Consider the following 26402-nt stretch of genomic DNA (forward strand, 5'->3'; position numbering starts at 1 on the left):
CGAGCGCCGCCGGGTCCTGGCCTGCGCTACCAGCGGCGGCGACCTCGGCGGCCGTCTGGTCGCCTGACCCGGTGAGCAGTTCCAGGACCTGGCGTGCGGCTGTCGAGAAGCAGCCAGGCTGCTGTTGGCCGTGACCAAGCGCGGCCGTCTGGTCGACCAGCACATCCTGTGCGCGGTCCGCCGAAGCCGGCCGGCACCGCCCAGGGGCAGGCGGACATCTCGGCGGCGACCTTCAGCGGTCCTTCGTGATGGCCAGGAAATCGCAGTCATGGTGCTCTCCTTGCTGGTGGGGGCCTTGATCAGGCCGACAGTGGTGAGGTGCCGGCGGTACACCGCCGTCTGGTCCCGTCCCGCCTTGATGGCGTCCCGGAAGTAGCTGATGTGTGCGCTGTGGGCGGTGCGACTTGCTCGCCGTCGTGCGCTGGCCGAGCTGTCCCACCGCTTGACGGTCTTGCCGTCCGGGAGTAGATGACCTCACGGATGTCCCGGGTGTCGGCCGTGCCCGCCTTGCACTGGGCGACCAGCCACAGGGAGAACGACCGCAGGTCATGGGTCTTGCCGCCGACGCGGACGGACCAGTCGCCGACGTCCAGGGCGCACGCCCAGCCGGCCAGCCCAGCCCGACGGGGACTGACCATGGAGCAGTTGACCTTGCCGACACCCGACGAACTCGGTCCGAGCCGCAGTGGTAGCCGGGCCGATGTGGGCGGGTCGCCGACGATCCCGACCGCCGGGTCCAGGTCGGCGGCGCGGGGCGGTGCCCTCTTTGTTGATGTCGAGGTAGCCGAAGCAGCAGCTGACGGACGGCCAGCAGCGGGGCAGGGCGCTCGTCACGATGGTCCTCCGGCGTTGCGGGTGAGGGGCCGCGGCGTTCAGCAGCTCCGGCCAGGACAGGGCCGGTCGCCAGCACGGTGCCGCAGGTCGGCACCGCCCGGGTTCCAGCAGCCCGCCGAGTCGCGGCGCCACTGATGCCGGCGGTCATGACGATGCCGTCACCGGCGCAGCTCGGGCAGGGACAGGACATCGGCCTCCAGCCGCGGCGGCAGGACGGGTGGCGCGGCGCATCAGCGGCCAGCAGCCGCGGGTGGTGCGCGCCCGAGTCAGCCCAATGTGGCCGCGCGTCCGACGCCCGGTACTCGCTGGAGACGATGGGCGACCTGACGCCGTCTCGGTCGAATGCGCTTGAGCGCGTCGATCCTGGGCAGGATGCCGCGCACCTGGATCAGGCCGGGGCGGATCTAGGCATGACCATCCGCCGGTCTCCGCCGAGATCGGCCGGGCGACCCCGAGTCGGCCGCCGTTGAGGGCGTACTGGTGCTCGGCCAAAAACTGGTCCCCGGCCCTGATCGCGTCCGCTGACGAACCGACGTCGGAGCCGAGGTCGATCGACGCCTGGCGGTTGAGCCCAGCAGCGACCAGCTCCGGCACCACCGACGACCGGAACACGAACCGGCTGCGCCCGGCCGAGTCGCGCCAGCGGACGGTGACCATGTTGTGGAAGTTCGTCGGCGCTGCCCTGGGAGTCGTAGCCGCCGACGACGCCGCATTCGTACCGACCGGGCGCTGCACCCACTCGAACCGGTGCTCGGCCGGCGTCGGTGCGCTCCCATGCCCGCCAGCCGTGCCCGCGACTCCAGCGCGAGAACTCCAGCACCTGGCGGCGGTGACCTCGTCCGGCATGGAGCTGATCGATTGCGTGCGTCGTCGCCGCGATGGTGGCGGTCGCGCCGTCGTAGCCGGCAGGCCGATGAGATCAAGGACCACCTCGGAGGCGAGCACTTCTGCATCCGCGTGCACCCCGTGGTCTGCTCATCGCCGGTCGCGTCGAAACGCATCGCCACGACCGCAATGGCCGGTGAAGCTGGCCCACGCCAGATCAGCGGCAACGCAGCAGTTCGCTGCTGTGCGCCAGTACCGCAGGTCGAGGGTGTCCCTGCCATTGGCCCAGTTGGTGCCGACCACACGGGTGGCGTACGGGCCGCCGTTGGTGCTGATCGTCGCCGTGCGGGCCGTGTCGTTCGCGCCACCGCCGGTGCTCAGGATTGCATCGACGTTCATATTGGCATCGTTGAGCGCGCCATCCCAGGCGTATCCGATCAGCGCGATCCTGACCGGCCAAAGCGATCCCGTCGTAGCGGGCGCTCACCCGGGACGTGTTCGAGATGTGCAGCCCGTCGGGGAACTGGACCACGAGCGCGTCCTTGCCGCTGCCGCCGGGGTCGTCCCCGCCGCCGACGGTCGCCCTGGCCACGCTGACCGCAGCCTGAAGTAGTCGCTACTGCCAGCGCGCCATCGTAGATCAGCGGCAACGGCCTGCGGGCCTACGACGGCTGCTTCGTGTCCTGTGATCTGCCCGTCGCCGCCTGAACAGCTCCCCCGGCCCGGGTCCTCCATCCGGCCGTCCCACACCACGCTGCCGTCGCGGGCGTCGTACACGGTGACCTGCCCGTAGTCAGGCGATCTCGTCGGGCTGGGTGGTCAGCGGCCGGGCCAGTGGCACCGTGCACGAGGCGTACCCGCCCGGGTCGGTCCACCGCATCACCAGGTCCGGGCGTCGACGGTGACGTGCCGGTCCACGCGGGGGGTGCGGAGCCGGACCGTCAGGGGGATGGGCAGGCCCACGCGTCTGCCTGGCTCGAGCTTCCTCCCAGATCACGGTGCCGTCGCTGTCCCGCCAGCGGATGGTGACAAGCTCGGCCAGCACCTCGGCGGAGGTGACGCCATCGGGGTACACAACTTGCTCGATGGGCTCGTCGGGGCTCACGGCACCTCCTCAGCTCGACGGTGGGCGCGCGTAGAGGTAGCGCGGCCAGTAGTACGGGGTGAGCGTCGATGTCGAGGTCATCGTCCGACCTCGCCGTCGACCAGCCACGATGGTTGGTGACCCCCGGCGAGATCAGGGGCAGGCCACCGACCGGGGAATCCGGCTGCGCCGGCATCCGCACCTCACCGCCCGCGCCGACCGCGTACACCATGTGCCTGGCGCCGTCGACGATCCCGGCCGCCGACCCGGAGTCCGACCACACCCGGGCCACCGCGTACCGATCGTCCGCCGGCACCGGTTGCAGCAGGTCGACGTCGAGGGTGCCTGTGCCGGACACACGCTGGGCGTACACGGCGATCCTGGTCCCGCCGACCGGCGTCTCGGTCGCCGAGTAGCCGTCGTACACCGGGTCAGCGCCCACCGGCAGCTGGATGGTGCCGAGGTCGCAGGCGACCGCCCCGTCGCGACCGTCACCGGCGTGTTGTAGATCGGCCGTTGCGGTGCCGCCGTAGACCAGCCGACCACACGTCGGAGATCTGCGCGAGTGCCGTCCAGGGCCAGGATCTCGGTACCGCCGCGCATCCGGGTGGCGGGACCGCCGGCCACGATGCGGCGTACAGCCGCCGCTCCATCAACGAGGTCGGGGTGATCCGGCAAGTCGGCCCGGTCCTGCTCATCAGCGGGCACGTTGCGCCAGCGCCGGCGGTGCCGGTGGTCGTCGCCCGCCTGGAGTTCATCGGCATTCGCGACGGCGCCCCGCCGGCGGATGCCCATCGCCACGCGCGGGTAGTCGTAGACGCGCGTCATGACGTCGCCGCCGAGCCGCAGGTAGGCGTTCTCGCCGTCACCGCGCCGGCGATGTCGAGGTAGCAGCCGCCCGGGCTCGCCGGGTTGTTCGGCACGGTGACCGGGGCCAGCGTCTCGCGCAGGCCGTACGCGAACGGCTCGGCGAGAATGTCCACGTCGACCAACCGCAGCATCGTCGACCCCGCCACCTCCGTGATGCGGTTGATCGGCGACCTCAGCGTCCGGAAGAACACCGGCGCGGTGGTGCCCGGCTGCCAGCGCAGCACGTTGGTCGGCCGGTCCAGCTCACGGCTGAGGGCCTGGAGGCGAGACGCCGCCGTGTCCGCGCTGGAGACGATCAGCTCCAGGCGCAGCCGTAGCGTCCGGTTGTCGTACACCGCCGCGGTGACCGTCGCCCCGTCGGTCAGGAGCGTCTGCGACATGCCCCGCCGCAGCTCCGGCGGCGACAGGTCCGTGCCCTCGTACCGCAGGCCCCAGCTGATGTCGTCGTTGAGGTCGAGCCGGACCGTCGGCGTGGCCGAGATCGCATCGACTGGACAGTGTCCACGCCCTCGCCACCCCGCCCGCGTGTAGAGGTCAGCGGTCCGGCCAGAGTCGATCCGACCATCGGCATCCGGCCACCTGGGTCAGCGCCTGCTCCATCTGCCGGCCGAACTGCTCGGCCAGCGCGTCGTCAGGCCTGGGCTTCATCGCCCGGCTGCGCCTGCGGCCCGGGCCGGCGCGGCCGCCGCAGCGCACGCCACGGCCGCCGACCGGCCCGCGTCGTGCACGTACGTCCTCACCGATCGCCTTCACCACCAGCTCCGCGCCCCGCTCACCCACCCAGTACGTCCACCGGCCTCGCACCGGTCCGGCCACCGGCCTGGCCGCCGATGCCGGTGCCGCCGGCACGTTGCGGCCCTCGGAGCGCACCACCACCTGTTGTGCTGGTGGTGATCACCACCCGCTTGACCGGATCGCCATCAGCCCCCGGACGGCCTCAGGTTATACCAGCCTGGCTGGTGTCGACCTTGACCTCACGCTCAATGTTCGATCCCGGCACGATCTCAGCGGCCAACTTCCTCAGCCCGCCTGCGAGACGCCCCCATCGCCACGGCGCTGCGGATGAACGCCGCCCGGCCCCGCTCGGTCACCGCGGCGGCCTGGTCCTCGCTCTGCGTCCGTTCGAGCACCGCCTGCGCATGAGCTTTCGTGTCCCGCACCAGCCCGTTCAGGACTTCCCGGTTCTTCCGGCCGACCTCACTGTTGGTCTCAACGCCGCCGCTGGCCCGCTTCGCCGCCGCCGCCGTGTCGTCCAAGGAGCGTTCGAATGCGATCTCCGTGTCGATGACGGCGAGGTTCTGGTCGCGCAGTTCCCGCAACTGCTCCTGGAACGACTTCACCTCGGCGGTAGCAGATCCTGCGGCCTCGTCGACCTTCCAGCCCGGTCATTGCCTCGTCGCCAGCGATCTTCCCGATGACGGCGGTGCTGCCGAGAGCGCCTTTCAGCTCGTCGACCTTCGCCCGGCCGTCGTCGATCCGGTCCGAGAACAGCGGGTTCCAGCCCCACAGCGCGTCCGCCGCCGTGTAGCCGGCATCGGCCACATCGAGGACACCCCGGTACAGGTCGGCGAAGGTATCGACGAGCGTGGTGACGGTGCGGATGCCCGACTCGCCGACCATGAACACGTACCGCAGCGCCGATGCGCCCTCGTCGGCGTCGTCGGCGAAGGTCGACAGCATGTCGGACAGGGCGTCGCCCAGCCGGGGCAGGCCCTCGGAAATCTCCCGCACGATCGGCCCGGCCGCCTCAGCGGCGTCCCGGATCCCCGGCGCCAGCTCCCGCATCAGGTCACCGACCCCACGGGCCAGCGGCTGCACGTACTCGGCGGCGGCGCCCAGCGCACCGTCGATGTCGTCGGAGATGTCGTTCCAGGCGGCCCGGATCTCACCGATCCCGGCGATCGTCGGCTGCACGAACTGGGCGCCGACCTCGTCGAGGTCACCCATCACCGTGTCGGCGAGATCAGCCGAGGCGGCCTTCACCCGTGCGTCCCGGGCGGCCAACGCGATCCCGCCAGCCACACCGCCGACACCAACCCCGCCGACGACCGCCCCGGCCACCGCCGCCGAGAGGGTAGGCACCAGGAACGCGGCCAGCGTGGCGGCGGCCACCGCCCCCACTGGGCCGAGGGGCGCCCGGGCGATCAACGGGCCGACTCGGGCCACGAACGCTGCGGCGAAGCCGGACGCCGCTTCCTCGCCCTGCTGCTCCAGGTCCGGCAGCAGCTTTTGGACGTTGTTCAGCTTCCGTAGCTCGGACCGCTGCCGGTTCAGGTCCTTGATGAGGTCCTTGTTGCCGGTCCGGTCGATCTCCGCCGCCAGGGACCGCATCGCGGCCTCGGCTACGGCGATGTCGGCCGCCAGGCCGCGGTACTCGTCGCCGGCCTCGTCAGCCTCCTTGCCGGACCGTCGGGTCTTGTCGCCCAGGCCCTCGACCTGCTCACCGGCGACGGTGGCCTTCGTGCCGAGCTTGGCGACCTCGTCGCCGGTCTTCGCCGCCGCGTCACCGACGTCCTTGAAGGTCTTCGACGCGCCAGCGTCCCGGCCGACGACGTCGAAGCGCACCTGCTCAGCCACGGCACCCCCTCACAGCGATAGGTCGTAGGTCGCCGCGGTTGTTGTCCCACCACACCAGGTGGTCACGGGCCCGCCGGGTGCCGTCATCCGGCGCAAGCTCGTACGCAGCACCTCGCGCCTCGAACGTCATGAACGGTTCGATCGCGGCGAGCAGGACGGCTACCCGGCGACCTCGGAGGAAGACCCCGAGGTCCCACCAGCCGGGGGGCGCTGCTCGTCCTCCCGCACCAGCTCGGCCCGCAGCAGCCGCACCTGGAAGTCGGTCAGCCGCCGCGTCGAGCCGGTCGCCTGCCGCATGGCCAGCCACGCCGCCACCCACCGGGCCTGCGACAGCTTCAGCGGACCCCGCTCCAGGTGCGGCATGAACGCGGCGAGGGGGGCCTCGATCGCCGCGTCTATCGCCTCCAGCTCGCCCGCCGCTGGATCCTTGAGCGCCTCGGAAATGAGCGTCAGCCTCGCGGGCAGCGACATCCTCGTCAACGCCGTACTTCGTCACCACGGTTCGCCTGCACAGCCGTACCTGGATGATCGCCATGGTCAGCCTCTCGCAGATCTGGTCGAGGACGCGGTCCACCGCCGCCTTCCTGCTCGCACCTGCCGGCCGGGCGGCCGTCATCGGCTCCGTGACGAACTTCGGCTTCACCGCCTGAGTCACCCACGGGTTCGCCCGGGACGTCGCCCGGTGCTTCGCGTGCCGCTTCAGCGGGCGGCTGCGCCCGAACACCGGGTGCTTGAGCCGTCCGCCCTCCAGGCCGGCGACCTGCCGGGGGTTACCCCGCAGCCCTTCGCGGCCAGGGCATCCGTACCGGTCACCTGGTCGCCGGTCGTCGTGGTCGCCGTCGTCATCCGCATGGACGGCACCAGCTCCCGGGCGTACCGATCCGGCAGGTACGCCGCAGCGTCTGCCCGGACCGCGGCCTTGAGCGCCGGCACCGCGTCGAGGATGCCCTTCCGCAACTCCACCAGGTCCTCCGCTCAGCGGCCGTACGTGCAGCCGGCGGGCCACGACCTGGAAGCGGTCGCCCTGGACCTGGAATTCGCATCGAGCGTGGTGTCCGACGATGCATCGATCGTCATCAGCGTTCGTGCCGTCGCTGGGCTGACCCAGGAATGACGTGCTGACCACGCCCGGACCGGGTCAGCCGTCGGCGTCACCGTCTGGGTTGCAAGATCATCGGCACCTTGAAGCGGATCGTCTCGTAGTATGTCGAAAGGATTCGCGCCCACGAACTCCCACACCAGCGCGGTCGGGGTGTCCGAGGCGTCCGGTCCGCCAGGTCGGCCTTCGTCAGGTAGGGTTGGTGCCGGACACCGCCGACCAGGCGTTCAGCACGCCCTGGCTGCGCAGCCCGGCAGAGCCCATGTACGGGCCGCCGTCGTGCTTCGGCCGTTCGATCCGCAGTGACATCGACCGGATCCCGTCGACGAGCGCCTCCGCCCCGTACGTGCCGAGCTTCAGCGCGGCCTGGGCGAAGTGGAACTCGTTGACGACCGGGTACGACGGCGCGGCCAGGGTCTGCGCCTCGGAGACGTCCCGCGCGTCGACCTCGATCGACACCGTCAGGCCACCGTTGACCTCGCAGCTGAACTCCGCGGCGGTGATCTGGCAGCCCAGGTACGTGTACGGGCGGACCGTGCCGCCCAGGTCCGGGACGCCGGCCTGCATGGTGTAGCTCTTGCCGGCCGGGTCGGCGAGCGGGTGCGTCTGGAGGTACGCCGCCGTCGCCCCCTGCTGCACCGGAGACACCGTGCCACCCATCAACCCGCCCAGCAGCAGGCCCATACCCTTGGAGTAGACCCCCATCGACAGGTTGCCGCCCCGCACCCCGGGTCGTGACATACCGCCGGCCACCCGGATGCACCATCCGCCCGGCCGCTGACCCCGCCACCTGGTAGGTGGTCTTCCGCTTCCTTGAGCTGGAGCTGTTCCTCGAAGCGGCTCGGCGCGACGTACGTGCCGTAAGTGACCTCCGGCGCCAGCCCGAACGACGAGCCGAGCCCCGATCCGATCGCCATCAGCCCTGCTCCTCACCGCTGGTCGGGGGCTTGTCGAGCTTCTCGACGGCCCTCTTGGTGTCCTTGTCCTGCGCGGCCGTCCACCCGGCCTCCAGGTAGTTCGCCAGGTCCTCGTCCGGGACCTCGACGATGTCGCCCGGCGCGACCGACCGGCCGATCCACGGCACGAACCGCGCCTCGTCGTACGGCTGCTTCACCCTCGCCATAGCCCTCCTCGAACTTCGGCTGTCGCAGCGGACCGCGCTTGATCGAGCAGATACGGCCCCGGCCGGCTTCCTCAGGGGTCGCGGTCTGATCCATGCGCACCCGCGTCACAAGCGCAGCGCCGGAGTGCAGCGCACCACCGAGGGTCCGGTCGCGGCGGATCTCCGTGACGAACGCGTCGAAGATGCCGAACGCCTGGTCGCGGACGGCCTTCGCGGCTTCCTCGCCACCGCCGACGCCGACAGCGATCTCGCACGGAATCTCGTACGTCTCGCGTTCCATATGCGCCGAGCTGGGCGTGTACGACCTCGTTCGCGGTGTCGCCGTCGTCGAACGGGACCACGCCGACCGCGAACGCTGGGTTGGCGACGCCAGCCGGGAAGCCGTCCGACACCGAGTCAGACGTCAGGCCCGGCAGCGTTCGGGCGGTGGCCACCAGGTAGTCCACGGCGGCGGGAATGCTGGACGTCGCCATCACGCCACCAGCGGTGGGCCGTGCACGTTTCCAGCGCCGCATGGACGGTGGCACGAAGAACCCCAGCCGGACTTCGCCCTGCCCGGTCGGGCCGAACGTGTCGCCGCGGCCTTGGTCGAACACCGACCCGTTGCCGCCGGTCTGGGGTCGCCAGTTGATGCGGATCAGCTCCTTCGTGCCGTCGAGCACGGCGGCGGGCACGGCGAGCCGGCCGACGACGTAGGTGACCGTGGGGTTGCACCAGTACGACGAGCCGAGGCTGAGCACCCCGGCCGGAGTCACCGTGTACTCCGACGGCGGCATGGTCGCCCCGTTCTCGACCACGCTCGTCACCGACAGCACCGGCCGCTGCCGTAGCACCACCTGATGCCCGCCGCCGCCGTGCGGGTTCCCCCGACGGTGCGGTATGACCGGCCCGACGATGGACTCCACCACTTCCGAGGCGGACAGGATGAACCCGCGTAGCTCGTCGTCGTGGGTGGTGTTGGTCGGGTCGATGTTCAGGTGGTTTTTGGTCTCGCCGAGTCCGACGATGGCCGGCCAGGACGCGTCCGCGACGTTCACCACGTCCGGGTATGCCTGGTCGGGCACCCCACCGGTGAACGTCCAGCGGACCACGCCGGCCGTAACACAGCAAGTTGGTAGGCCCGCAGACGCCGGCGGGTTCGTCGGCGTCTGTGGGTCCACGGTCCCGTCGGGCCGGGTCACGGTCAGCGTCGCGGTGGCCGCGTTCGCCGGCTGACCCGCCGCGTCGTGGCACGTGGCGCTGAGCGTGACCGTGTCTCCGACGTCATACACGGGTTAGTTCCCCGACGCCTTGTCGGCGGGCTTGTCGACGGCCTTGTCCGCCGGCTTCGCCGTCGCCTTCGTGTCGGCGCGCAGGCCCTTCGCGGCCGCTGGTGTCCGGCTGTCCTGGCCGCGAACTCCTGCACGATCGCCACCGGCGAGGTGTGGTCCCGGCCGGGCAGCAGGAAATCGACCCGGCGTCGACCTGGTCGGCTGCCGCGCGATCCGGTTCCGTGGCCATGCCCGGCCGCCGGGGGAGCCCGGGGTGTTCGCGATGACCTGCTGCGCGTCGGCGATCTGGGTGGCCAGCCGGCTGCATCAGCCCTTGCACTCGTGCTCGGCGGTGCCCTCGTCGACCAGGGCGCGGTAGGTCCGCCTCCCGTCTGCGCACCATCGCCGTCGCCGACCGCGTACGCCAGTACGCGCCGCGCGGGTCGTTCTCCCGCAACTGCTGCCCGTCGGTCGTGCGGTAGATTCGCCGGTCCGCCTTTGATGTTTCCCGCCATCTGCTGCTCCTGGTCCCTGGAGTCGCTGGACAGTACATCAGGTCTGCGACCCGGACAGTCACCCACGGCCGCCGTGGTCGTGCCGTTGTACGCAGATGTAGAGCACGCCCGCCGAGGTGTCGATGGCCAGCGACCCGACGACGCACTGGCCGGCGAAGTTGTTCGCGGTGAGCGCGCCCGCCTTGCGGCAAGCCAGGATGCCGTTGCCCGGCATCACCTGACCGCCCGTGAGGATCGGCATGTCGATGTCCTCTGCGCGCCGGGCGGCGGATCGACCGGCCTCGCCCCCGGCGCCGTCTTCAGATACCGGTGACCGTGCAGACCGCGGTGGGCCGGTAGATGAACGCGGCAAGCACGTCCGCGCGGACCGCCTGCTGCTCCTCGACGCTACGTGCCGTGGCTGTTGAGACCCGGCACGACGATGCCCTGGCGCATCGACAGCTCCGTAGAGGTGTCGAGCGTCAGGCCCGTGTTCTGCGTTCAGCGGCGATTCCGGCACGGCAGGCCCTACAGCGCCCGGGCCCGCCTCGCTCGGCGACCCCCAGATGTACACGCCGTCGGCGGTGCGCAGCAGCCGGATGTCCTGCCAGTCCAGCGGGTGCATGATGTGCAGGTCCGGGATCGCCCGCCCGACGGTCCGGATCAGGGTCATCGCCTTGTAGAAGGCGTCCGGGGTCGGGTCGGTGCCCTTGGCCTGCGTCTGGATGCCGACAACGTTGTTGATGCCGCGCAGGTTCGGGGCGGTGCCGTTACCGACCAGCACCTGGCCGTCCATGCGCTGGCGCAGCATGAACCGCAGCCGGTTGTCGACGTAGCCGCGGGCCTGGTCGACGTCCTCCAGCTGCTCGTCGGTGATCGGGATGAACGTGGAGACCTTCCGAACCGGGCTGGACACCTCAGTGAGTGCCAGCGCCGACTCCGGGAAGGTGTTCGCCCGGCGGTCTCCGCCGCGGCATAGAAGGTCGTTCCTCCATGTACACCACCGCGGCCTGGGCGGTCGTGGTGGTGGGGATGTAGTCGAGAACCTGGATGGGGCGGGTGGCGTAGTCGACGATCCGGCCGGTGCGGGTCGTCTCCGGCAGCCAGCCGGCCGACGTCTGCATCAGCGTCTTCAGGTCGAGGTCGAGAGTGGCCTCCGGACCGATCGACCCCTGCTTGCCCTTGAACGCGGCCGAGCCGACGAACAGCTCACCGAACGACTTCAGCTCCGGCTGGCCCTGCCCGGTCCGGCCGGCCTTCGTCGAGTCCGGCTCGGAACCCTTCTCCCGGCCGGCGGCGCCACGACGGGCGGCGGCCTTGGCCACCTGCCGCAGGCCCTCGACCTCCTTGCCGACCTCGTCGATCTCGGCGTTCTTCGCCCGGATCCACTCGACCTTCGCCATGGTGTCGCCCTGCAGGGACTTCACCAGCTTCATGTCGTAGTCCGGACCGGCCTCGTCGAGGACGGCGAACAGCTCCTTGTTCTTCGCGTCGAGCTTGCCCTGCGCCTCCTTCAGCGCCGGGAACTCGATCTCCTGGGTGTCGTCGCCGCCTACGCTCTTGCTGTGCGACGGCCCGCAGGCTCGCGGGCGACGGCCTCGGCCGCCTCGCCGTCGGGGTCGGTGCCCGGGTCGCCGGCCTTCAGCGCCTCGTACGCCTCGCCGAGCCGCTTCAGCTCGTCACCGAGGCGGGCGAGGGCATCGGCGTTGACCCGTGACAGGGACTTGCCTCGCTCAGCGAGAGCGCCCACTTCCGCTTGCGCTGGTCATCGCGCGCTGTCGACCACGCCCATGGCCGCCAGCGCCTCTTCGATCTTCGTGCAGCAGCAGCCCGCCGTCGGACTTCGTTGCCAGGGGTGCGGGTGCCGATCCCGGCGCCCAGAGGACCGGCTGTGCACACTTTCGCCGGACCGAGCTGCTCCAGGAACCGCACCTGCCGGCCCTCGAACTCGCCGTAGGACTCCTTGGTCGGGTGCACGGAGTACGACCACTCCTGCAACTCACCCATCGCCTTCACGGTGGCGAACGTGTCCCGGCCGTGGGTGGTGTCCATGAAGAACTGGCCGTCGAGGATCGCCTCGGTGTTCGTCGTGCGGACGGTGCCCTTGCCGACCGGCAGGACACCCATCCACGACCGGTGCCCGTACGCGCTGATCTTCCACGGCGCGCCGTCCTCGAACGCGCCCGGCAGGGTGACGTCCCGGTCGGAGTCGATCACGTTGAACGTCGAGAACACCGCCTCGACGGTGCCCTTGTCGACGTCCTTGATCTCCACCCCGCGCAGCGCCTTGACCTGCATCACGCCACCCCCATCAGCATGTCGAGCCGGGCCATGGCCGGCCCGAGCGCGTCGAGGACGACGGCGCCGTCCGCGCACATCCAGCCCTCGCTGCGCTTGACCATCGGTTCCTGATGGCACGGACACTGCGGCACCCCGTCGACCACGTTGACGGTCACCGCGTACGCGATCTTCCGAACCTCGAACGTCACGCCGCGCCTCCTTCGGTCAACGGATCGCCCTGGCCGGCGCCGGGCGGTTGAAGCTGCACGCTGAACAGGCCGGAGTGTCGGCCCACCAGGCGGGCCAGGTCGTCGGTGCGCAGGTACTCGACCGCCGCGTCCGGCTCGTAGCCGGCATCCAGCAGCGACCGCAGCGCCGTCGCCCGGGTCTGCTGAATCGAGGCGACGTCCTTCGCGTCCTCCCGCACGAACGCCGTGTCCCGGGTGTCCGGCCGCAGCTCCGCCGCCGGCCGCGGCAGGGGGAACAGCGTCTCCAGGCTGGCCGCCGCCTCACCCCACAGATGCCGCAGCGTGCCGTCGCCGACGTTGCGCCGAGCGGCGCTGTAGTTCCCGGCGTTCAGACTCGACCCGGACAAGCCCTCGGACAGGCCCACCACCACTGGATGCACGCCGGCCGCCGCCGCGATCCGGGTCTCCCCGCCGCCCTGCACCGCCTTGAAGTCCAGGCTGCGCAGGTCCACCCCGCGCATCGTCACGTCCGCGCCGCCACCGAAGAACAGCGTCTTGTACGCGTTGCGCGGCCCCTCGTGCTGGGCTTTGAACAGCTCGACGAACTCGGCGAACTTCTCCGGCGTAACGTCCTTGTCGAGGCTGACCACGGTGCTCAGCGCGGCGCCGTTCTCGAAGAACCGCGACTTGTGCTCGGTGGCCGCCAGGTCCGCGCCGATCTCCCGCAGCACCGGCGTCAACCAGGACATGCCCCGGAACGGGTGGCTGGGCCGATCGGCGAGTGCGGCACACCTCGTCCGGCGTCAGCAGCACCGGCTTCGCCCGCGTGCTGGCACCCAGCCCCGACGTCGGCGGCTCGTACAGCAGCCCCACCACCCGGGCGTCGACCGCGAATGGGTCTTCCGAGTGGGAGCCGATCACCAGGGTCACCCAGTCCGGCCGCAGCCGCGTCAACCGCAGGCCCGGGCCGCGGGCGGCTCGACCGAACCGGCCGACGTCGTCGCACCACGTCGAGTACGAGTTGCCCGCGTACGTGGCGTCGACCTCCATCCACGCCAGCAGGTTCGCCAGCGTGCCCGTCGGCCACGGCCGCCGCAGCAACGCCAACTCCGGCGAGTCGTAGAACGGGCCGAGCTGCCCGTCGACGCGGTCCCGCCACAGCATCTGCACGTCGGCGAACACCCGCAGCCGGGCGTAGCAGCAGGCGAACACCACCGCGTTGCCCTTGCCCGCGCCCTGGACGTAGCCCTCGAACTCGTGCTCGATGCGCTCCCGGTCCGGGGCCGACGAGCCGATCAGCGCGTTGCGCAGCTGCTCCATCCGCCAGAATGGCGGCTCCGACCAGCCCTTCACCTCGCCGCCGGGCCGTCGCATCGCCTGATGCCGGGCGGTCACCCGCTCAAGCGCTGACGCCATCGTCCGCCCGCCTCATCGCCTCGTCGACGCGCGCCTGCCGGGCAGCCCGGGCGTCGTCCCACCCGACCTTCACCGCCGCCGCGCACCAGGTGCACGCCAGCCACAGCACGGCGAACACGGCGAACGCCAGGCCGATCCCGACCAGCAACGCCGCCAGCAGCCCCAGAAATCGCCCGGGCCGGCCACCAGCGGGCCTGCGCGGTATCCGGTCCACCCGGTCCACCCGCGTCACGTCGGCGTACTCAAGCACTGCCACCGGGGGACCTCCTTCGGTCTCGAGCGGCGAATGCGGCCAGCGGGATCCGCGACTGGCCAGCAGCCGAGGCGCGGAGTGGCTGAACAGGCCGCGCCCACGGCCGCCAGGGTGGTGGTATCGACAGCCACGTCCCGGCGCGCCCAAGCCCACGACCCGCCCACGTCCCGCTTCACCGCGCCCCGCGCGGCATCGGTGAGCACGCCCTGGCCGATGTGCGCCACATCCCGGCCACCCACGTCCGGACCGCAGATGCCGTCGTAGAGGAGCTGGCAGCCGGCCACCATGTCCCCGACGTTCGCCCGGTGCACCGTCAACCCGGCGGCCTCCGCCTCCTCGGCCAACGCCTTGTCGTCGATCACCAACACGCTCGGCTGATGCCGCTCCAGTTCCTTCAGCCGGGCCACGACCCACCCGGTGCCCGGCCGGTAATCCAGCACGGTGCCGTCGCCGGCCACCTCGATGTGCCGACCGCCGCCCACAGCCGCCCCAGCCAGCCCGATCGCGCCGTGTACGACCGGTCCGGTACATACACGCCGATCGCCGGCCGTCCATCGCTGCGACGCGGGGTCCTGCGCGTCTGACCACTCGGCCTCGCCGATGACCTGCCACCTGGCCTGGCCCACCGACCCACCGAGGCCAGATGCTCCAACTGCTCGCGCCCAGTTCCTCGACATCGCCCGGAAACCCTGCGCGATGCTCCAGGCCGATCCCGGATACCCAGGGCCGGGGTTCGCCGCCCACAGCCGCTGGTCGCCTCAACCTTGTCGAGGTGGTCCAGGTCGCCGGCAAGACCCCAGTCCCGGTACCCGAGGGCCGGATCCTGCGTCCACGGCGGGTCATCCTCACCCCTCGGTGCGCCCGGGTCGCCCCGGCGCCGAAGCGCGAACATCACCTCGCCGGTCTCGCCGGTCAGGCGGCGACGGCGACGACGCGGATCGGCCGGGCGCCTATAGTCGGCATCAGCGCCGCCTGGTGCACTGGCGTGTACGCGAACGTCTCGTCGATGAGGTTCACGTCGCCGCTGAACCCGCGACCGGCCTCGACCCAGCGACGAACTTGATCTGGGCGCCGGTGTCGAGGCGCTCCAGCGACTCCTCACCGTTGGTGTTGATGACCTTGATGAGAATGCCGTCAACGTCGTACAGGTTGTCGTTGAGCCTCGTGCCGAGCCGACCCAGAATCCACACGACCCGGCGAAACTGCTCCATCGCCGTCTTGTACTCGTGCGCCGACCACATGATCAGCCGCTCACCGAGGAGCAGCAGACCGGCCAGAGCCCGGGCCTCCAGCACGGCCGACTTGCCGTTCTGGCGGGAGCACCACCGAACTGGAGCACGCCCACTTGCCGTCCGCGGACCGCGAGCATGGCGTGGATCGAATCCCTCCTGCCAGGCGTCGAGCGGCCGCCCGGCCCGGCGCATCAGCTCGACTTTCGCCTCCGGCCCGTACGAGTCGACCGAGGCGGGGCTGGTGTCGTCCCGCGGGCTGCGCCCGCCGAGCAACTGAGCGGTGAGATCCGTACGCCACCGCTGCCGTTTTCCGTAGGCCGCCGCCGCCACATGCGGCGTTCTCCCGACCTGCCGCCACCCACGACCCCGTGCTCGACTGCCGCAGCTCTGCCAGCAACTGCTTGAGCGCCACCTGCTGCTGTCTCGCCTCGGCCAGCGCGTTGTTCAGCACCACCCGGACGACGTCGCCGTCCTCGGACATCGCCTGAAAGGTCATCCAGGAGTCCTCATCGCCACGCAGGATCCGGTCGAGCACGTCCAACCGGTCGGCCGTCCGGCACGCCTCCTCCAGCAGCACCCGCTCGGCCGGCTTCAGCTCCGGCCCCTCGTCGTGCACCTGCTGCCACACTCGGCGGGCCTGGTGCCGAGGTCCGGCGGTTACCTCGGCCGGCTTCATGGCACCGCGCCATAGCGGCTGTGACATCAGGTGTGACCGTCACACCGTCACAACGTGCCGGGTCGCAAAGCGAGTGGTCACCAGCACGGTGACGGCGCGACCGCCGCTGCCGTTCCGCTGCCGACGTGGCCATGGCCGCCTCCAAGATCCGGCGCGGGGGGAGAGAAACCTGACGGAAGAGCGGAGGGTCAGGGTGCATCACTCTGCGTCGTCAGGGTGCCCCCCTACCCGCACCCTGCGTCACCAAGGGCGGGAGTTGACCGCAGGCTGCTGCGCTCGTGCTGCAACGCGTCGTCGCGCTTGGCCGATCGCTTGTCCTTCGCGTCGGTTGCAGGAGGCATGGGCCAGGCGGCGGGGTCCACCGGTGCCGCCGTACACGCGGGGCCTGAGGTGGTCGAGGTCGAGCTTCTGCGTGGCCTTGTCCATCGGGTGGCCGCACTTGTGGCAGGGCGTGCCTGGCTTGAGGACGGCGAGGGCGCGGGCTCTGGCCTGCTGGTGCTCCCAGCCCAGGCCGCGGTCGCGGTGGGCATGGTCACCTCCCCCGGACTTCGCGGTGCCCTCGGTGGTTCCCGGTATGCAGGGCAGGCCGGCCACCACGTCGGCCTGCCCGCGTCACGCCCCTGCGTCCCGTCCCCGGTGTTGCCCGGCGGGACCTGAGGTCAACCGGCTGGCTGTGGGCACACTCCGCCTACGCGGGATGTGAACAAATGATGCGGTCAGGCGGCGGCAGTGCCGACGAGGCCGTCCGCGCGCCGAGGTTCCGGTATGTGCTCGATGGCGGCGGCCTCGTCGAGCGGGGCTGTAGCCGGCGCGCCGCCGAGTCCTCGGTGGTCGCGCCATGGTGACCATGGCGACGGTGACGTCGGGGCCCAGGCTTCGGCGAGGGCGGTGCCCCACTCCCGGCCCTCCACGGTGATCACGGTCCTAACCGTACCTTCCTCAGGCTGATGCGGGTCGCGCCACACATAACAGCGACGCGGTGATGCGCTGCTTTCGAGTGCCGGTTGCGAATATGCGAGCAAGCGCCCAGCGCACTGGCTGTCCGGTGCGGCAGGGCCAGCCCTCGTGCGGCACCCTGGCTCAATGACCCCTGAAGAGACCGCCGTCACGGTGGCCATCCTCGCCGTTGCCGTGAAAGGCGACGAGGACGGGGTCCGGAAGCTGCTCAGCTTCGAGGACGCCGACACGACGATCAAGGCCCTGATCGCTGCTGGTGTCACGCTTGCCGAGGTTGCTGGTCAGCGCGGCGGCCAGTCGGCGTCATCGACGCTGGCCGAGCCGGATTACCTGCTGGGCTTCGACGGTCGGGCGGCCCGGGGCGCACGGTCGCACCTGGCCGGAGGTCAGCCGCAGTCGGCGCAGAGGCCGTTGCCTTCCTCGTCGTACGCCTGGGCTGCCTCCTCGTCGTCCCACTCGTCGCCGTAGACGTGGTGGCAGATGGCGTGGACGGTCTTCCACTTCGCGATCTCTACCGGCATGGTCGGTCCTCTCGTCGGTCGGGTCAGCGGGTTCGTGTGCGGCCCCGCGACCGCACCGAGGACGGCGGCCCGGGGCCAGATGTGAGCGGCACCCTCCACCGCGCCGGGCATCCCGCACGGGCAGCCGCGGCCGACGCAGAGCCGGCCGGTGGCGCAGACGACGGTCCAGGCCTCGACGGGGCCGGCGGCCTGCACGACGAGCTGCCGCTCCCCGCAGTGCGGGCAGGCGACGCCGGGCAAGGGCTTGCGGTCTGGGCTGAGGCCGACCGCGGCGCGGACCCAGGTGTCCTCGTCGACCAGGTGCCGGTGGACGACGGCGGCGGTGCCGGGCTGGAGCTGCGGGATGGCGGTGATGATCTGGCCGAGCGGTCCGAGGTCTGCCGGCGTTCGGAGCATGCCGGCGATGCCGGTGAGGCGGCGTTCCGCGCGTTCGGCCAGCGTCGCCCACCGGTTGATCCGTTCCGTCCGCTGGCTGGCAAGCAGGAGGCCGCTCACGGGGTCGCTGTGGCCGCCGCTGCGGCGGCTGCCCCAGCTCGGGGAGCGGAGGCTGTCGGCGGCTTCGAGGCACTCAGCGAGGATCTGGGTGGCCTCGTCCTCGGTGAGCTTGGTGAGCCGGGCGAGCGCGGCGTGAAGCGACCAGGCGGCGGCCAGGGCGTGGAGGTGGTGCGGGCTGATCACGGTGCTCCTCAGGCGGTGAGGTCGAACAGGTCGCCCTGGCCACCGGCGGCGGCCGGGGGGCGGGCGTCGATCGGGTCGGGCATGTCGGCGGGCAGTTGCTGGAGGGCGAGCAGTCCACCCTTCGTCTCGCCGACCGGGGTGAAGCCGGCGCGGCGGTAGCAGCGGCCCGGGTCGCGCTTGCGGCGGGTCTTGGTGGGGTCGACGAAGGTGACGATCCCGAGGGGCGGGACATCGGGCCAGTGCGCGCGGGTGGCGGCGACGGCGGCGGCGATGAGGTCGGAGGCGAGGTACTCGCACTCCGGCTCCCGGCGGAACAGGCTGTTCATCCACGCGCCGGCCCAGGCATGGCGGACGTAGGCGGCGATGGGCCAGGAGGTGACCCAGAGCGCGTCGGCGGGGTCGGTGAGCAGGACGAGGCAGCGTCCGGGTGGGACGAACTGCGGCGAGCCGGGCTTCTGGCGGTTGTAGTGGCGGTCGGCGAGGGGTAGGGCCCGAGGGTCGGCGCGGCTGGATCGGCGCCACGGCTGGCTCACCTGGTCCTCCTTGGTGATGAGCGGCGGATGGCCTGGGCGGCCCGGTCGGCGGCGAGGGCGACGACGAGGGCGCTGTCGCGGGTCCAGGTGTCGGCGGCGGCTGTCCCCGCCATCCTCAGTGGCGGCGGAGACGCCGACGCGGCGGGCGGTCACGAGCATGTCGGCGGGGTGTCGCGGGCACGACTGCCAGACGCGGCCGTCCTCGTTAACCAAGTCCGACGATCAGCGCGTACGGGGCGTTGGGGTGCTGCTCGATGCGGCGGACGGTCCAGGTGCCGCGCCATGGCGATCCGGGCACGTTGTAGGTGCGCCGCTCGCCGCGGCGCACGTCGGCCCAGGTGCGGACGGGGGCGGCGGTCTCCATGGCGGGCGCATCGGTGGCGAACAGTTCCATCTGTCCCTGCACCGGTCAGCCTCCTGGGCCATCCGGTCGCCGGTGGTACGTCCAGGTCTTGGCGATGCTCGTCGCCGACCCACTCCCGCACTTCGGTGGAGCGGCCTGGCCACCCGGCACGCCGTGGGGGCGGGGCGTGCCGCCGCGCCGACCTGCGCGGCGAGGGAGCCGTACACGCCGAGGATGGTCAGGGTCTCCTCGTAGTCCTGGACCGGGTCGACGGCGATGAACACGCGGGCGGAGTGCGGGGTCGCGGCCACCGGTCAGCCCTCCACCGGCGTGTTGGCCGGGTTGGCCGGGCAGGTGGTGGTGCAGGTCGACTCGGGGCCGAGCGAGTGCTGCTCGCACGCCGGGTCGACGGGTCCGGTACGCACCGACCACGCCGAGGGGGTGAGCGTCCGCGACTCGGCGCTGACGTGTGCACCGCCAGCCCGGTTGTCGGCGCGGGCCCGGGCGTGGCGGGCAACGGTCAGCTCGGCGAGGGCGAGGTCGACTCTGTCGAGCGTCTCGGTGGTGCCGTCAGCGAGGATGAGCCGGACGCCGTACTCGGTGCGCTCTTCGGCGGGCTCGTCCTGCGCGCGGTCCGGGGCGGAACTGGGGGTCGCGGCGGGGATCGGCCTCGGCCCGCTCGGTGGCGGCCCAGCATGCCTCCCAGGGGCAGTTCATGCTGCTGGTGCTCGCCGATCTGGCGCCGGTGCGCGGGCGATGGCGGCGGCGAGGTTGTCGGCCATCTGCTCGACGCGCTCGTAGCTCCTTGACGGCGGTTTCTCGCGGTCGAGGCTCGCCGACGAGCCGCGTCTTCCACTTCCTGGTGGCCTTCGGCGTCGAGCTTGTCGCGCTCCCGGCGGGCCTCGTCGCGCTCGGCGGTGAGCTGGCCGATCAGCTCGGCGACGGAGGCGGTGGGGCTGGCCAGGCCGGCGGCGTTGAGGGCGGCCCAGGCCTGGCTGATGGTGCCGAGGGCCTCGTCGCGCTCGCCGCAGACGGTGGTGACGATGCCCTGCCAGTAGTCGGCGGTGGCGTCGTCGCACGCCCGGCGGGCCTCGTCGCGCTCGCGGATCACCTCGTCGCGGTCGCGGACCATGTTGCGGGTCTCGGCCTGCTCGCGGCCGAGCTGGATGCGGAGGTCGTCACGCTCGGCCTCGATGCGGTCGGCGTCGGTGGGCGCCGGGCGGTCCGGGGCGAAGATGCCGGCGGTGCGGGCCTGGCGGAGGGCGTCGGCGGGGCGGATGAGCGGGATGCGGTCGGCGTAGGTCATGGCGGTGTCCTTCCGGGTCAGGCGAGCTGGGCGGCGGTGGGCCAGCGGACGGCGTCCAGGGCGGCCCGGTGGTTCTTCGGCATGTCGGCCGGCGGGTGGCCGAGGTGGTCGAGGCCGGCGGCGCGCAGCCACCAGGCGTCGACCTGGTTGTCGTCGGCGAGCTCGCGGCCGGCCCGCTTGTAGAGCGCAACGGCCATCTCGGGCTTGCCGGCGTTGCCGCGGCCGGTGGCGTACTTCTTCAAGCTCGCGGGGGTGATGAGGGGCCAAGTCGGAGGTGGAGCAGGCGCGGACGGCGCCGTGGACCATGCCGGTGATGGCGGCCCGCTGGCGTGGGTGGGAGGTCTTCGATGACGACGAGGTCGATGGAGCGGCCGTCGACGGCGCGGCATACCTCGTCGGTGATGTGCGAGTGCCGGGCCACCGGTCTTCTTCGTCGCGATGGTGGTGCTGCCGTCGCACCATGCGATTCCGGTGGCAGTTATTGAGAGTCGAGTCCGATTACGCGGGGGTTGGCCACTTTCCGATCATTTCGATGGTGAGCGGTGGGGCCGGTGCATTTGTGTTCTGCGTGGACGGTGCCGCGCATTGTGTTGGCGGCGATTCGGTGTTCGTCGCGGATGACGAGGTGTTTGTTGGCGGTGTGGGTGTAGGTCCATCGGCCATCGAGGAGTGCGTTGATTTCTGCGGCGGTCGGGCAGCAGCGGGTGGTGTCGACGCGACGGGGAGGCCTTCGTCCAGGGCGCGCAGAGGAGTGCTGCGTGTGTTGTGCGGGGCACCGGGCTTCGGTGGCGGTGGTGGAGATGGCGCTGCTCATCGGGTCCGCCTCGGTTGACCGCCTGCGGGGGTTGGGGGTTTGCCGGGTTTTCTGGTGACGGGAGTGCCACCAACCAATCGGTTACGATGTGTAGTCGCTTGGTCGTTCAGGGGGCGCGCAAGCCGAAAGAAACCCGGCAACCCTCAAACCCCGCAACCGTCCAGACCCGCCCCTGTCCGAGTTCGCCCGTATCTGCCACTCTTTGATCCCGTCGCGGTCCTTGCCGATGCAGCGGACAGCCAGACCACCGGCCCACCGGCCCTCGCGGTTGGCGAGCCACCGACCGAGAGACTTGGCGATGCCCACCGGACCTTTCGGCGCCTTGGCGGCCTTGGCGGCGAGCTCGTCCGGCAGCGCTTCCGCAGGAATCAGCCCAGGCGCGATGAGGTTGCCGGTGTCGACGTCGCTGAGGAGCTCTTTTGCCGTCCAGGCCCGATCCTTATACGCCTTGAACACGGCAGCCAAGAAAACCGACCATTCGTCGTCGTCGGTGCCGACTTCCACCTGAGTGGAGACGTGATCGAATTGGCCGGCGATTCCGGCGGTGGTGATAATGCCTTCTACGGTGCGGACCCATCGGGCGTGTCGCTGGCTCTTTCGACCGGTAGCGGCTTTCCGGCGGCCACCCAGGCACGCACCAAGGTCAGGAGTGCGTGGAGCAATTCCCCGCGCCGTTCCTTCACCCAGCCTTCCAAGTTGTCGATGGCGAAGCCGGTGCGCAGTTCTGGGTTGGGCTGGCCGGGGTCGATGACGGTGCGGATGGTGCGCCGCGGCAGGTCACCGCCGATGGAGATGTTGTTGCCCGTGACGGTCCAGATGCGGTCGTTGGTGGACCGCGTCCAGGAGGTGGAGCCCAAGGGCCGGTCGTCCCACAGGTCGGTGGTGAGCAGACCGGCGAGGGTGCTGCTCTTCAGTGCGCCGCTCACGTTGTCGAGGACGACGACGGGCCCGGTGGTGATGGAGAGGATGGCGGTGATCTGCTTGCGCAGCTCGGCGTCGTCCTCGGGCAGCTCAGCGCGGAACACCCCGCCGTGGATGCTGGCGAGCAGGGTCTTGCCGGAGCCGGGCTGTGGCCTCGATGGCGTGGAGCTTGTACGGCGGCGGGGTCAGCGACCGCAGCAGCGGGTGAGCAGGGCACCGGGAGGGGAAGGGCGGTAGTGCTCGAGATGAAGGGGAATCCGTCGATCATCTCCAGGAGCAGCTTCACGGCATCGCGGACGTCGCCGTCGGTGGGCCGTCGGGGTCGACGAGGCCGGCCCGGAGGCGAGTCCGGTGGCCGGGTCGTACCCGGGGGCTTCGATGAGGCCGCCGTCGGGGCGGACGACGGGGTGGATGACGCCGCGCAGCACCTGCAGGCTGGGCATGCCGGGCACGCCATGGCGGTGCGTGCGGCGGGCCGGGAAAGAGCCTGACGGGCACGTCCTCTTCGCCTTTTCTGGTCCAGCGGAAGCAGCCGTAGGTGTAGGTGATCCGTTGGCAAGGGTGGAGTCGTTGATCAAGTACCGGGCGGGGCCGTCGTTGGTCTCGACGTCGGTGATGGGCACGTGTTCGTCTTCACCCTCGCGAGGGGACGATGGCGTCGAGGCGGTGGAACAGGCCGGCGAGCTCATGCCCCGCCTCTTCGCGTACAGTCGGCGGCGACGGCCGGGTTGCGGACGTCGATCTCCGGGGTCCAGATCCTTGTAAGGGCGTGTGGGCCGGGTCGGCCGGGTCGGCTCGGTCGCAGGGCTGCCGGCGGCAGTCGGCGTGGCGGTGGCCGGGCCGGGCTGGTGGAGGTGGCCGACGAGGTCGCGGATCATCGTGGCCTGTTCGGTGGCCGGGTCGGGCAGTCCGCTGCCGAAGCCCTGCTGGCCGAGTGCCCGGGCTGCGGCTTTGTGGTCGCCGCCGAAGTGCAGCGCCGCGTATGCGCCGAACTTGCTGTAGGACTCGCCGCCGTCAAGCGGGGCCGCGCTGGTGGTGAAGACGTGGAGTCGGTCGGTGCCGAGGGCGTTGGTGGAGGCGCTGATGCCGGTGGGCTTGCCCGGTCGGGTCCAGTAGGTGACGTCGTCGTCGCAAGCGGCGTCGCGCCACCCGGCAACGCCGAGGACCTGTGACCATTCGGTGCGGGCGTTGAAGTCCTCGCCGGGGTGGACCTGGCCGGGTGCTCGGGTGCCGTTGGTGGGTCCGCTGATGATCGGGCTGGCCGCCGTCGGTGGGGTTGCCGGGGCCGGGGCGATGCGCTGCATGGCGGCGTCGAGGGCTACCTGGAGCTGGGCGACGGTGTACCGGTGCGGGATGGCGCCGACGATGCGGCAGGGCCGGGCGAGGCCTTCCTTGCGGTTGACGGTGCCGGGGATGCGCGAGCACCTGGGCGAGGGCCGCCGACGCCGCGGGCTGCAACGCTCAGCCCATGGAGGCGGCGGCGTGTTCGGGATGATCCGCTGCCAGTCCCGGGCGAGGGCCTTGGCCTGGTCGAGGTTGTTTTGGGGGTGATGGTGCGCGGCTCGGTGAGGAGCCAGATCGGGTAGAGGCCTCCGCCGGAGTGCACCCAGATGGTTGGCTCCGGGAGCCCGGTGGCGGCGATGACGGCGCGGCCGGCGGTCTCGTCCGGGGGGAGGTCCTGTTCGGCGTGGCCGGGGCCGGCGAGGTCGAGGTCGGCCCAGAGGGCGGGCAGGGCGGCGGAGTCGGTGGCGCCGCCGCGGCCGCCGATGGTGCGGTCGGTGCGCAGGGTGGTGATCCGGAGGTAGATGCCTTCGCGGCCCTGTTGGTTTGCGTAGCTGGCGTACGGTGGCGGCGTCGAGGTCGCCGAAGATGCGGCCGGGTCCAGTCGCCGGTGGAGCACACATGCACGTGGCCAGAGTCGCCGAGGATCCCGAGCCAGCGGCGGACGGCGGCCAGGTCGATGGCATGCCCGCCGCGCTGCCTGCCGTCGATGGCCTTCTGCTCGATGCTCCGATCTGCGGGCAGCTTCCCGCCCCGAAGGGCGGGGCGGGGCCGCGAACGGTTGAGCGCGGGTCAGGAACGGGATGCCGGCGCCTGCGGTAGGGGCCATGGCGGCGGCGATGGCCCGCTGCTGCACCTCGGGCAGGGCGGCCCACTTCTGTCCATGCCGGCCGGGATGCCGCGAGGCGGGCTGGGTGATGCCGAGGATCCGCGCCGCTGCCGGCGGCGGGGCGCCGGTACATCGGCGCTGCCGGGGCGCACACCGGCTCGCGCGTTGCCCGCCACCGTTGCCACCGAGGAGGCTGCCGGGTCGATCGCGGGGGCGCCGTACTCGGCGGCGAAGGTGTACGGGTCGCCGACGGCGCCGCTGCCGCCGACCCGCCGCACGGCGAGCCGGCCGCCGATCTCCAGGCCCTTCGCGCCGATCCGCTGCACGGCCTCCCGGACCGGGCTCATCATCCGCGGCGAGATGTGCAGGCGCCGCTTGCCGTCGTCCTGCTCGTTGGCCGGGTCCCGCTGGTCGGTCTGGAGGGTGACGACGATCTGCATCTTCGGGTCACCCGAGGGCCAGAAGTCCAGCTCGTCGGAGTTGAACTTCTTCATCTGCTCGACCTTCGGCGTCTCGGCGATGGTGCCGATGACGGTGTGGCCGATCGGGTTGTCTTTCCAGTTGACGGACTTGACTCCGCCACCCATGAGCAGGGCGTTTGCGTCCATGACGTTCATGACGTTCTCCTTCTTGAGGGGTGGTGTGCTACGCGAATGAGGCCGCGGAGCTGATTGGTGATCTTCTGGTCGGTGTCGCCCAGGTGCCGGTGGCGTCGTGTTGTGGCCCGCCGACCCGGCGGAATGGGCACCAGTCGCACGCCTTGCCGGGGTGGCCGGCACGGCGGGCCACCGGTCGGCCAGGTCAATGTCCAGGCCGTGGGGGCCGATGAGGTCGGGTGGCGAAGTACCGGTCGATGGCCCAGTCGGCGATGTCGGGTCGGTACTCCTCCGTCCACTCCGCGCTGTCGGCGTAGTCGTGGGAGCGGGCCAGGAAGACGAGCCGCACGTAGCGCACGTCCCGGCCGGCGCGTTCGTGGCCGCGGCCGTAGAGGTGTGCCTGGATGCGGTACTCCGGCTTGACCAGCTCGGCGTTGGGAACCGTCTTGCGCTTGACCGCACGCAGCGCGGTGACGCCGGTGTACTTCCAGTCGACGACGCACGCGTGGTCGGTGTCGAAGGCGTCGCCGTGGCCGGTGATCGGGTCGACGCCGGGCAGCCCGGGGTCGACGGTCAGCTTCTCCTCGATGACCCACCGGTCGCGGCCGAGCTGCTGGTTGTGGAAGCGCAGGGCTTCCTCCATCAGTCCGTGCATGGCGGTGCCCTGCATCGGCGCCCACGGCGGCCGCTTGTCCTCCGGCTGACGGACGATGCCGGCCAGCTTCATGGCGATCTGCCGCTGGCACGGGGTGCCGAGTTCGGACGGGCCGAGGCGGGTCTGCTGGCTGCGGGGCCGGGACGCGTCGAGGTCGCCCAGGACCTCCCGCATCTCGGCGACCGTTGACGGCGGCGGGCCGGCCGGCGCCGGCGCGGGGGCGGGCTGGTCGATGCGCAGGGACGCGATGAGCGCGGCCAGCTCGGCGTCGGAGACAGCGGCGGTCATGCGCGGTCCCGGGTTCGCGCAGGTAAGCCCTCGCGCTCGTTGAGCAGCATCTCGCGCAGTTGCTCAACGTCGTTGGCGGCCTGGCGCAGGGCCTCCAGGTCGCGGGCGTACAGCGGGTGGCCGCCGATGACGTCGTAGATGCCGTCGCCGTTGGCGGCGATGTACTCGCCGACCCGCTCGGCGGCGGCGTAGAGGTTGGGCAGGTCTCGGCTGTCGTCTTCGATGTCCTCCGGCTGGCCCGGGATCACGTCGACGTGGGTCAGGGCGCGCCGTGACCGGTCACCCAGACAACCGGGGTGTGGCCGCTGAGCAGCTGCGCCTCGGTGCGGGTCTGACCGCTCTTGGCCGGGTCCTGGCGGGTGCCGGTCCAGTAGCGGACCCAGCTGCCGACCGAGTGCTCTGTGTTGAAGGCGTCAACGCGGTCCTGATCGGCGCCGATGTCGATCTGGCTCATGCGAGGACTCCGTTGAGGCTGGGGA

General features: G+C 71.3%; 37 protein-coding genes. 5 read left to right on the top strand and 32 right to left on the bottom strand.

Going from position 1 to position 26402, the window contains the following annotated elements:
- Positions 1-1809: 1809 nt before the first annotated feature.
- Entirely contained in the window at positions 1810-2058 is a 249-nt protein-coding gene (locus OOK41_RS00005) for a hypothetical protein (RefSeq protein ID WP_266262329.1), read from the bottom strand.
- 394 nt (positions 2059-2452) lie between these two features.
- Positions 2453-2764, bottom strand: a complete 312-nt coding sequence (locus OOK41_RS00010; protein ID WP_266262330.1) for a hypothetical protein — start codon at positions 2762-2764, stop codon at positions 2453-2455.
- A gap of 68 nt (positions 2765-2832) precedes the next feature.
- On the opposite strand from OOK41_RS00010, the gene OOK41_RS00015 reads away from it, so the two are divergent.
- The gene (locus OOK41_RS00015) at positions 2833-3159 is read left to right on the top strand and encodes a hypothetical protein (protein WP_266262331.1); all 327 of its coding nucleotides are present in this window, start codon (positions 2833-2835) and stop codon (positions 3157-3159) included.
- A 408-nt stretch (positions 3160-3567) separates the two neighbouring features.
- On the opposite strand, the gene OOK41_RS00020 is transcribed toward OOK41_RS00015, so the two are convergent.
- The 5 genes from OOK41_RS00020 to OOK41_RS00040 form a co-directional block, all read right to left on the bottom strand.
- Positions 3568-3993 carry a hypothetical protein gene (locus tag OOK41_RS00020; protein WP_266262332.1) on the bottom strand — a complete coding sequence of 142 codons (426 nt, stop codon included), beginning with the start codon at positions 3991-3993 and terminating at the stop codon, positions 3568-3570.
- 154 nt (positions 3994-4147) lie between these two features.
- Positions 4148-4489, bottom strand: coding sequence for a hypothetical protein (locus tag OOK41_RS00025; RefSeq protein WP_266262333.1), 342 nt, complete (start codon positions 4487-4489; stop codon positions 4148-4150).
- 128 nt (positions 4490-4617) lie between these two features.
- Complete coding sequence (locus tag OOK41_RS00030) at positions 4618-4869, bottom strand: hypothetical protein (protein ID WP_266262334.1); 252 nt, start codon at positions 4867-4869, stop codon at positions 4618-4620.
- Positions 4823-6190, bottom strand: coding sequence for a hypothetical protein (locus tag OOK41_RS00035; RefSeq protein ID WP_266262335.1), 1368 nt, complete (start codon positions 6188-6190; stop codon positions 4823-4825). Before OOK41_RS00035 ends, OOK41_RS00030 begins: the two co-directional genes overlap by 47 nt.
- A gap of 159 nt (positions 6191-6349) precedes the next feature.
- A complete protein-coding gene (locus OOK41_RS00040) occupies positions 6350-6670 on the bottom strand; it encodes a hypothetical protein (RefSeq protein ID WP_266262336.1) in 321 nt (106 codons plus the stop codon).
- 44 nt (positions 6671-6714) lie between these two features.
- Here OOK41_RS00040 and OOK41_RS00045 point away from each other — a divergent pair, with 44 nt between their 5' ends.
- Entirely contained in the window at positions 6715-6840 is a 126-nt protein-coding gene (locus OOK41_RS00045; protein WP_266262337.1) for a hypothetical protein, read from the top strand.
- 49 nt (positions 6841-6889) lie between these two features.
- On the opposite strand, the gene OOK41_RS00050 is transcribed toward OOK41_RS00045, so the two are convergent.
- A complete protein-coding gene (locus tag OOK41_RS00050) occupies positions 6890-7153 on the bottom strand; it encodes a hypothetical protein (RefSeq protein ID WP_266262338.1) in 264 nt (87 codons plus the stop codon).
- Between the two features lie 25 nt (positions 7154-7178).
- Here OOK41_RS00050 and OOK41_RS00055 point away from each other — a divergent pair, with 25 nt between their 5' ends.
- Positions 7179-7304, top strand: coding sequence for a hypothetical protein (locus OOK41_RS00055; protein WP_266262339.1), 126 nt, complete (start codon positions 7179-7181; stop codon positions 7302-7304).
- A 174-nt stretch (positions 7305-7478) separates the two neighbouring features.
- On the opposite strand, the gene OOK41_RS00060 is transcribed toward OOK41_RS00055, so the two are convergent.
- The 8 genes from OOK41_RS00060 to OOK41_RS00095 form a co-directional block, all read right to left on the bottom strand.
- Entirely contained in the window at positions 7479-8030 is a 552-nt protein-coding gene (locus tag OOK41_RS00060; RefSeq protein WP_266262340.1) for a phage tail tube protein, read from the bottom strand.
- A 175-nt stretch (positions 8031-8205) separates the two neighbouring features.
- The gene (locus tag OOK41_RS00065) at positions 8206-8412 is read right to left on the bottom strand and encodes a hypothetical protein (protein ID WP_266262341.1); all 207 of its coding nucleotides are present in this window, start codon (positions 8410-8412) and stop codon (positions 8206-8208) included.
- A 71-nt stretch (positions 8413-8483) separates the two neighbouring features.
- Positions 8484-9683, bottom strand: a complete 1200-nt coding sequence (locus OOK41_RS00070; RefSeq protein WP_266262342.1) for a hypothetical protein — start codon at positions 9681-9683, stop codon at positions 8484-8486.
- Between the two features lie 552 nt (positions 9684-10235).
- Positions 10236-11072, bottom strand: coding sequence for a phage major capsid protein (locus tag OOK41_RS00075; RefSeq protein ID WP_266262344.1), 837 nt, complete (start codon positions 11070-11072; stop codon positions 10236-10238).
- A gap of 1 nt (position 11073) precedes the next feature.
- Positions 11074-11592 carry a hypothetical protein gene (locus OOK41_RS00080; RefSeq protein ID WP_266262345.1) on the bottom strand — a complete coding sequence of 173 codons (519 nt, stop codon included), beginning with the start codon at positions 11590-11592 and terminating at the stop codon, positions 11074-11076.
- A 235-nt stretch (positions 11593-11827) separates the two neighbouring features.
- Complete coding sequence (locus tag OOK41_RS00085) at positions 11828-12454, bottom strand: hypothetical protein (protein WP_266262346.1); 627 nt, start codon at positions 12452-12454, stop codon at positions 11828-11830.
- Positions 12454-12645: a hypothetical protein gene (locus OOK41_RS00090; protein ID WP_266262347.1), complete on the bottom strand. Its 192-nt coding sequence runs from the start codon at positions 12643-12645 to the stop codon at positions 12454-12456. The genes OOK41_RS00085 and OOK41_RS00090 overlap by 1 nt, the downstream gene beginning before the upstream one ends.
- Entirely contained in the window at positions 12642-13373 is a 732-nt protein-coding gene (locus tag OOK41_RS00095; RefSeq protein WP_266262348.1) for a phage portal protein, read from the bottom strand. Before OOK41_RS00095 ends, OOK41_RS00090 begins: the two co-directional genes overlap by 4 nt.
- Positions 13374-13405: 32 nt before the next feature.
- Between OOK41_RS00095 and OOK41_RS00100 the strand changes: the two genes are divergently transcribed.
- Positions 13406-13747: a hypothetical protein gene (locus tag OOK41_RS00100; protein WP_266262349.1), complete on the top strand. Its 342-nt coding sequence runs from the start codon at positions 13406-13408 to the stop codon at positions 13745-13747.
- 276 nt (positions 13748-14023) lie between these two features.
- Here the strand turns inward: OOK41_RS00100 and OOK41_RS00105 are convergent, their stop codons facing one another.
- From OOK41_RS00105 to OOK41_RS00120, 4 genes are all read right to left on the bottom strand, one after another.
- On the bottom strand, positions 14024-14296 hold the full coding sequence (locus OOK41_RS00105; RefSeq protein ID WP_266262350.1) for a hypothetical protein: 273 nt from the start codon (positions 14294-14296) through the stop codon (positions 14024-14026).
- Entirely contained in the window at positions 14269-14919 is a 651-nt protein-coding gene (locus OOK41_RS00110) for a hypothetical protein (RefSeq protein ID WP_266262351.1), read from the bottom strand. Before OOK41_RS00110 ends, OOK41_RS00105 begins: the two co-directional genes overlap by 28 nt.
- A gap of 387 nt (positions 14920-15306) precedes the next feature.
- Positions 15307-15855: a hypothetical protein gene (locus tag OOK41_RS00115; protein ID WP_266262352.1), complete on the bottom strand. Its 549-nt coding sequence runs from the start codon at positions 15853-15855 to the stop codon at positions 15307-15309.
- Between the two features lie 1062 nt (positions 15856-16917).
- Entirely contained in the window at positions 16918-17121 is a 204-nt protein-coding gene (locus OOK41_RS00120) for a hypothetical protein (RefSeq protein WP_266262353.1), read from the bottom strand.
- A 163-nt stretch (positions 17122-17284) separates the two neighbouring features.
- Between OOK41_RS00120 and OOK41_RS00125 the strand changes: the two genes are divergently transcribed.
- Positions 17285-17626 carry a hypothetical protein gene (locus tag OOK41_RS00125; RefSeq protein ID WP_266262354.1) on the top strand — a complete coding sequence of 114 codons (342 nt, stop codon included), beginning with the start codon at positions 17285-17287 and terminating at the stop codon, positions 17624-17626.
- Here the strand turns inward: OOK41_RS00125 and OOK41_RS00130 are convergent.
- The 12 genes from OOK41_RS00130 to OOK41_RS00185 all read right to left on the bottom strand — a co-directional run bounded on the left by OOK41_RS00130 (position 17545) and on the right by OOK41_RS00185 (position 26377).
- Positions 17545-18357 (bottom strand): hypothetical protein, encoded by an 813-nt coding sequence (locus OOK41_RS00130; protein ID WP_266262355.1) that lies wholly within the window; start codon positions 18355-18357, stop codon positions 17545-17547. The genes OOK41_RS00125 and OOK41_RS00130 overlap by 82 nt on opposite strands.
- Before the next feature lie 8 nt (positions 18358-18365).
- Positions 18366-18890 carry a hypothetical protein gene (locus tag OOK41_RS00135; RefSeq protein ID WP_266262356.1) on the bottom strand — a complete coding sequence of 175 codons (525 nt, stop codon included), beginning with the start codon at positions 18888-18890 and terminating at the stop codon, positions 18366-18368.
- A gap of 205 nt (positions 18891-19095) precedes the next feature.
- A complete protein-coding gene (locus OOK41_RS00140; RefSeq protein WP_266262357.1) occupies positions 19096-19296 on the bottom strand; it encodes a hypothetical protein in 201 nt (66 codons plus the stop codon).
- A 457-nt stretch (positions 19297-19753) separates the two neighbouring features.
- Positions 19754-20539 carry a hypothetical protein gene (locus OOK41_RS00145; RefSeq protein ID WP_266262359.1) on the bottom strand — a complete coding sequence of 262 codons (786 nt, stop codon included), beginning with the start codon at positions 20537-20539 and terminating at the stop codon, positions 19754-19756.
- Positions 20540-20556: 17 nt separating this feature from the next.
- Positions 20557-20781: a hypothetical protein gene (locus OOK41_RS00150; protein WP_266262360.1), complete on the bottom strand. Its 225-nt coding sequence runs from the start codon at positions 20779-20781 to the stop codon at positions 20557-20559.
- A gap of 653 nt (positions 20782-21434) precedes the next feature.
- Positions 21435-21857: a hypothetical protein gene (locus OOK41_RS00155; protein WP_266262361.1), complete on the bottom strand. Its 423-nt coding sequence runs from the start codon at positions 21855-21857 to the stop codon at positions 21435-21437.
- Positions 21858-21913: 56 nt separating this feature from the next.
- The gene (locus tag OOK41_RS00160; protein WP_266262362.1) at positions 21914-22378 is read right to left on the bottom strand and encodes a hypothetical protein; all 465 of its coding nucleotides are present in this window, start codon (positions 22376-22378) and stop codon (positions 21914-21916) included.
- Positions 22379-22459: 81 nt separating this feature from the next.
- Positions 22460-23578: a hypothetical protein gene (locus OOK41_RS00165; RefSeq protein WP_266262363.1), complete on the bottom strand. Its 1119-nt coding sequence runs from the start codon at positions 23576-23578 to the stop codon at positions 22460-22462.
- A 769-nt stretch (positions 23579-24347) separates the two neighbouring features.
- Entirely contained in the window at positions 24348-25001 is a 654-nt protein-coding gene (locus OOK41_RS00170; RefSeq protein WP_266262364.1) for a hypothetical protein, read from the bottom strand.
- Positions 25002-25185: 184 nt separating this feature from the next.
- Positions 25186-25923, bottom strand: coding sequence for a hypothetical protein (locus OOK41_RS00175; RefSeq protein ID WP_266262365.1), 738 nt, complete (start codon positions 25921-25923; stop codon positions 25186-25188).
- Positions 25920-26171, bottom strand: a complete 252-nt coding sequence (locus OOK41_RS00180) for a hypothetical protein (RefSeq protein WP_266262366.1) — start codon at positions 26169-26171, stop codon at positions 25920-25922. Before OOK41_RS00180 ends, OOK41_RS00175 begins: the two co-directional genes overlap by 4 nt.
- Before the next feature lie 11 nt (positions 26172-26182).
- Positions 26183-26377 carry a hypothetical protein gene (locus OOK41_RS00185; RefSeq protein ID WP_266262367.1) on the bottom strand — a complete coding sequence of 65 codons (195 nt, stop codon included), beginning with the start codon at positions 26375-26377 and terminating at the stop codon, positions 26183-26185.
- Positions 26378-26402: the final 25 nt, after the last annotated feature.

It is taken from the genome of Micromonospora sp. NBC_01655, assembly GCF_026339755.1.
Lineage (GTDB): Bacteria > Actinomycetota > Actinomycetes > Mycobacteriales > Micromonosporaceae > Micromonospora.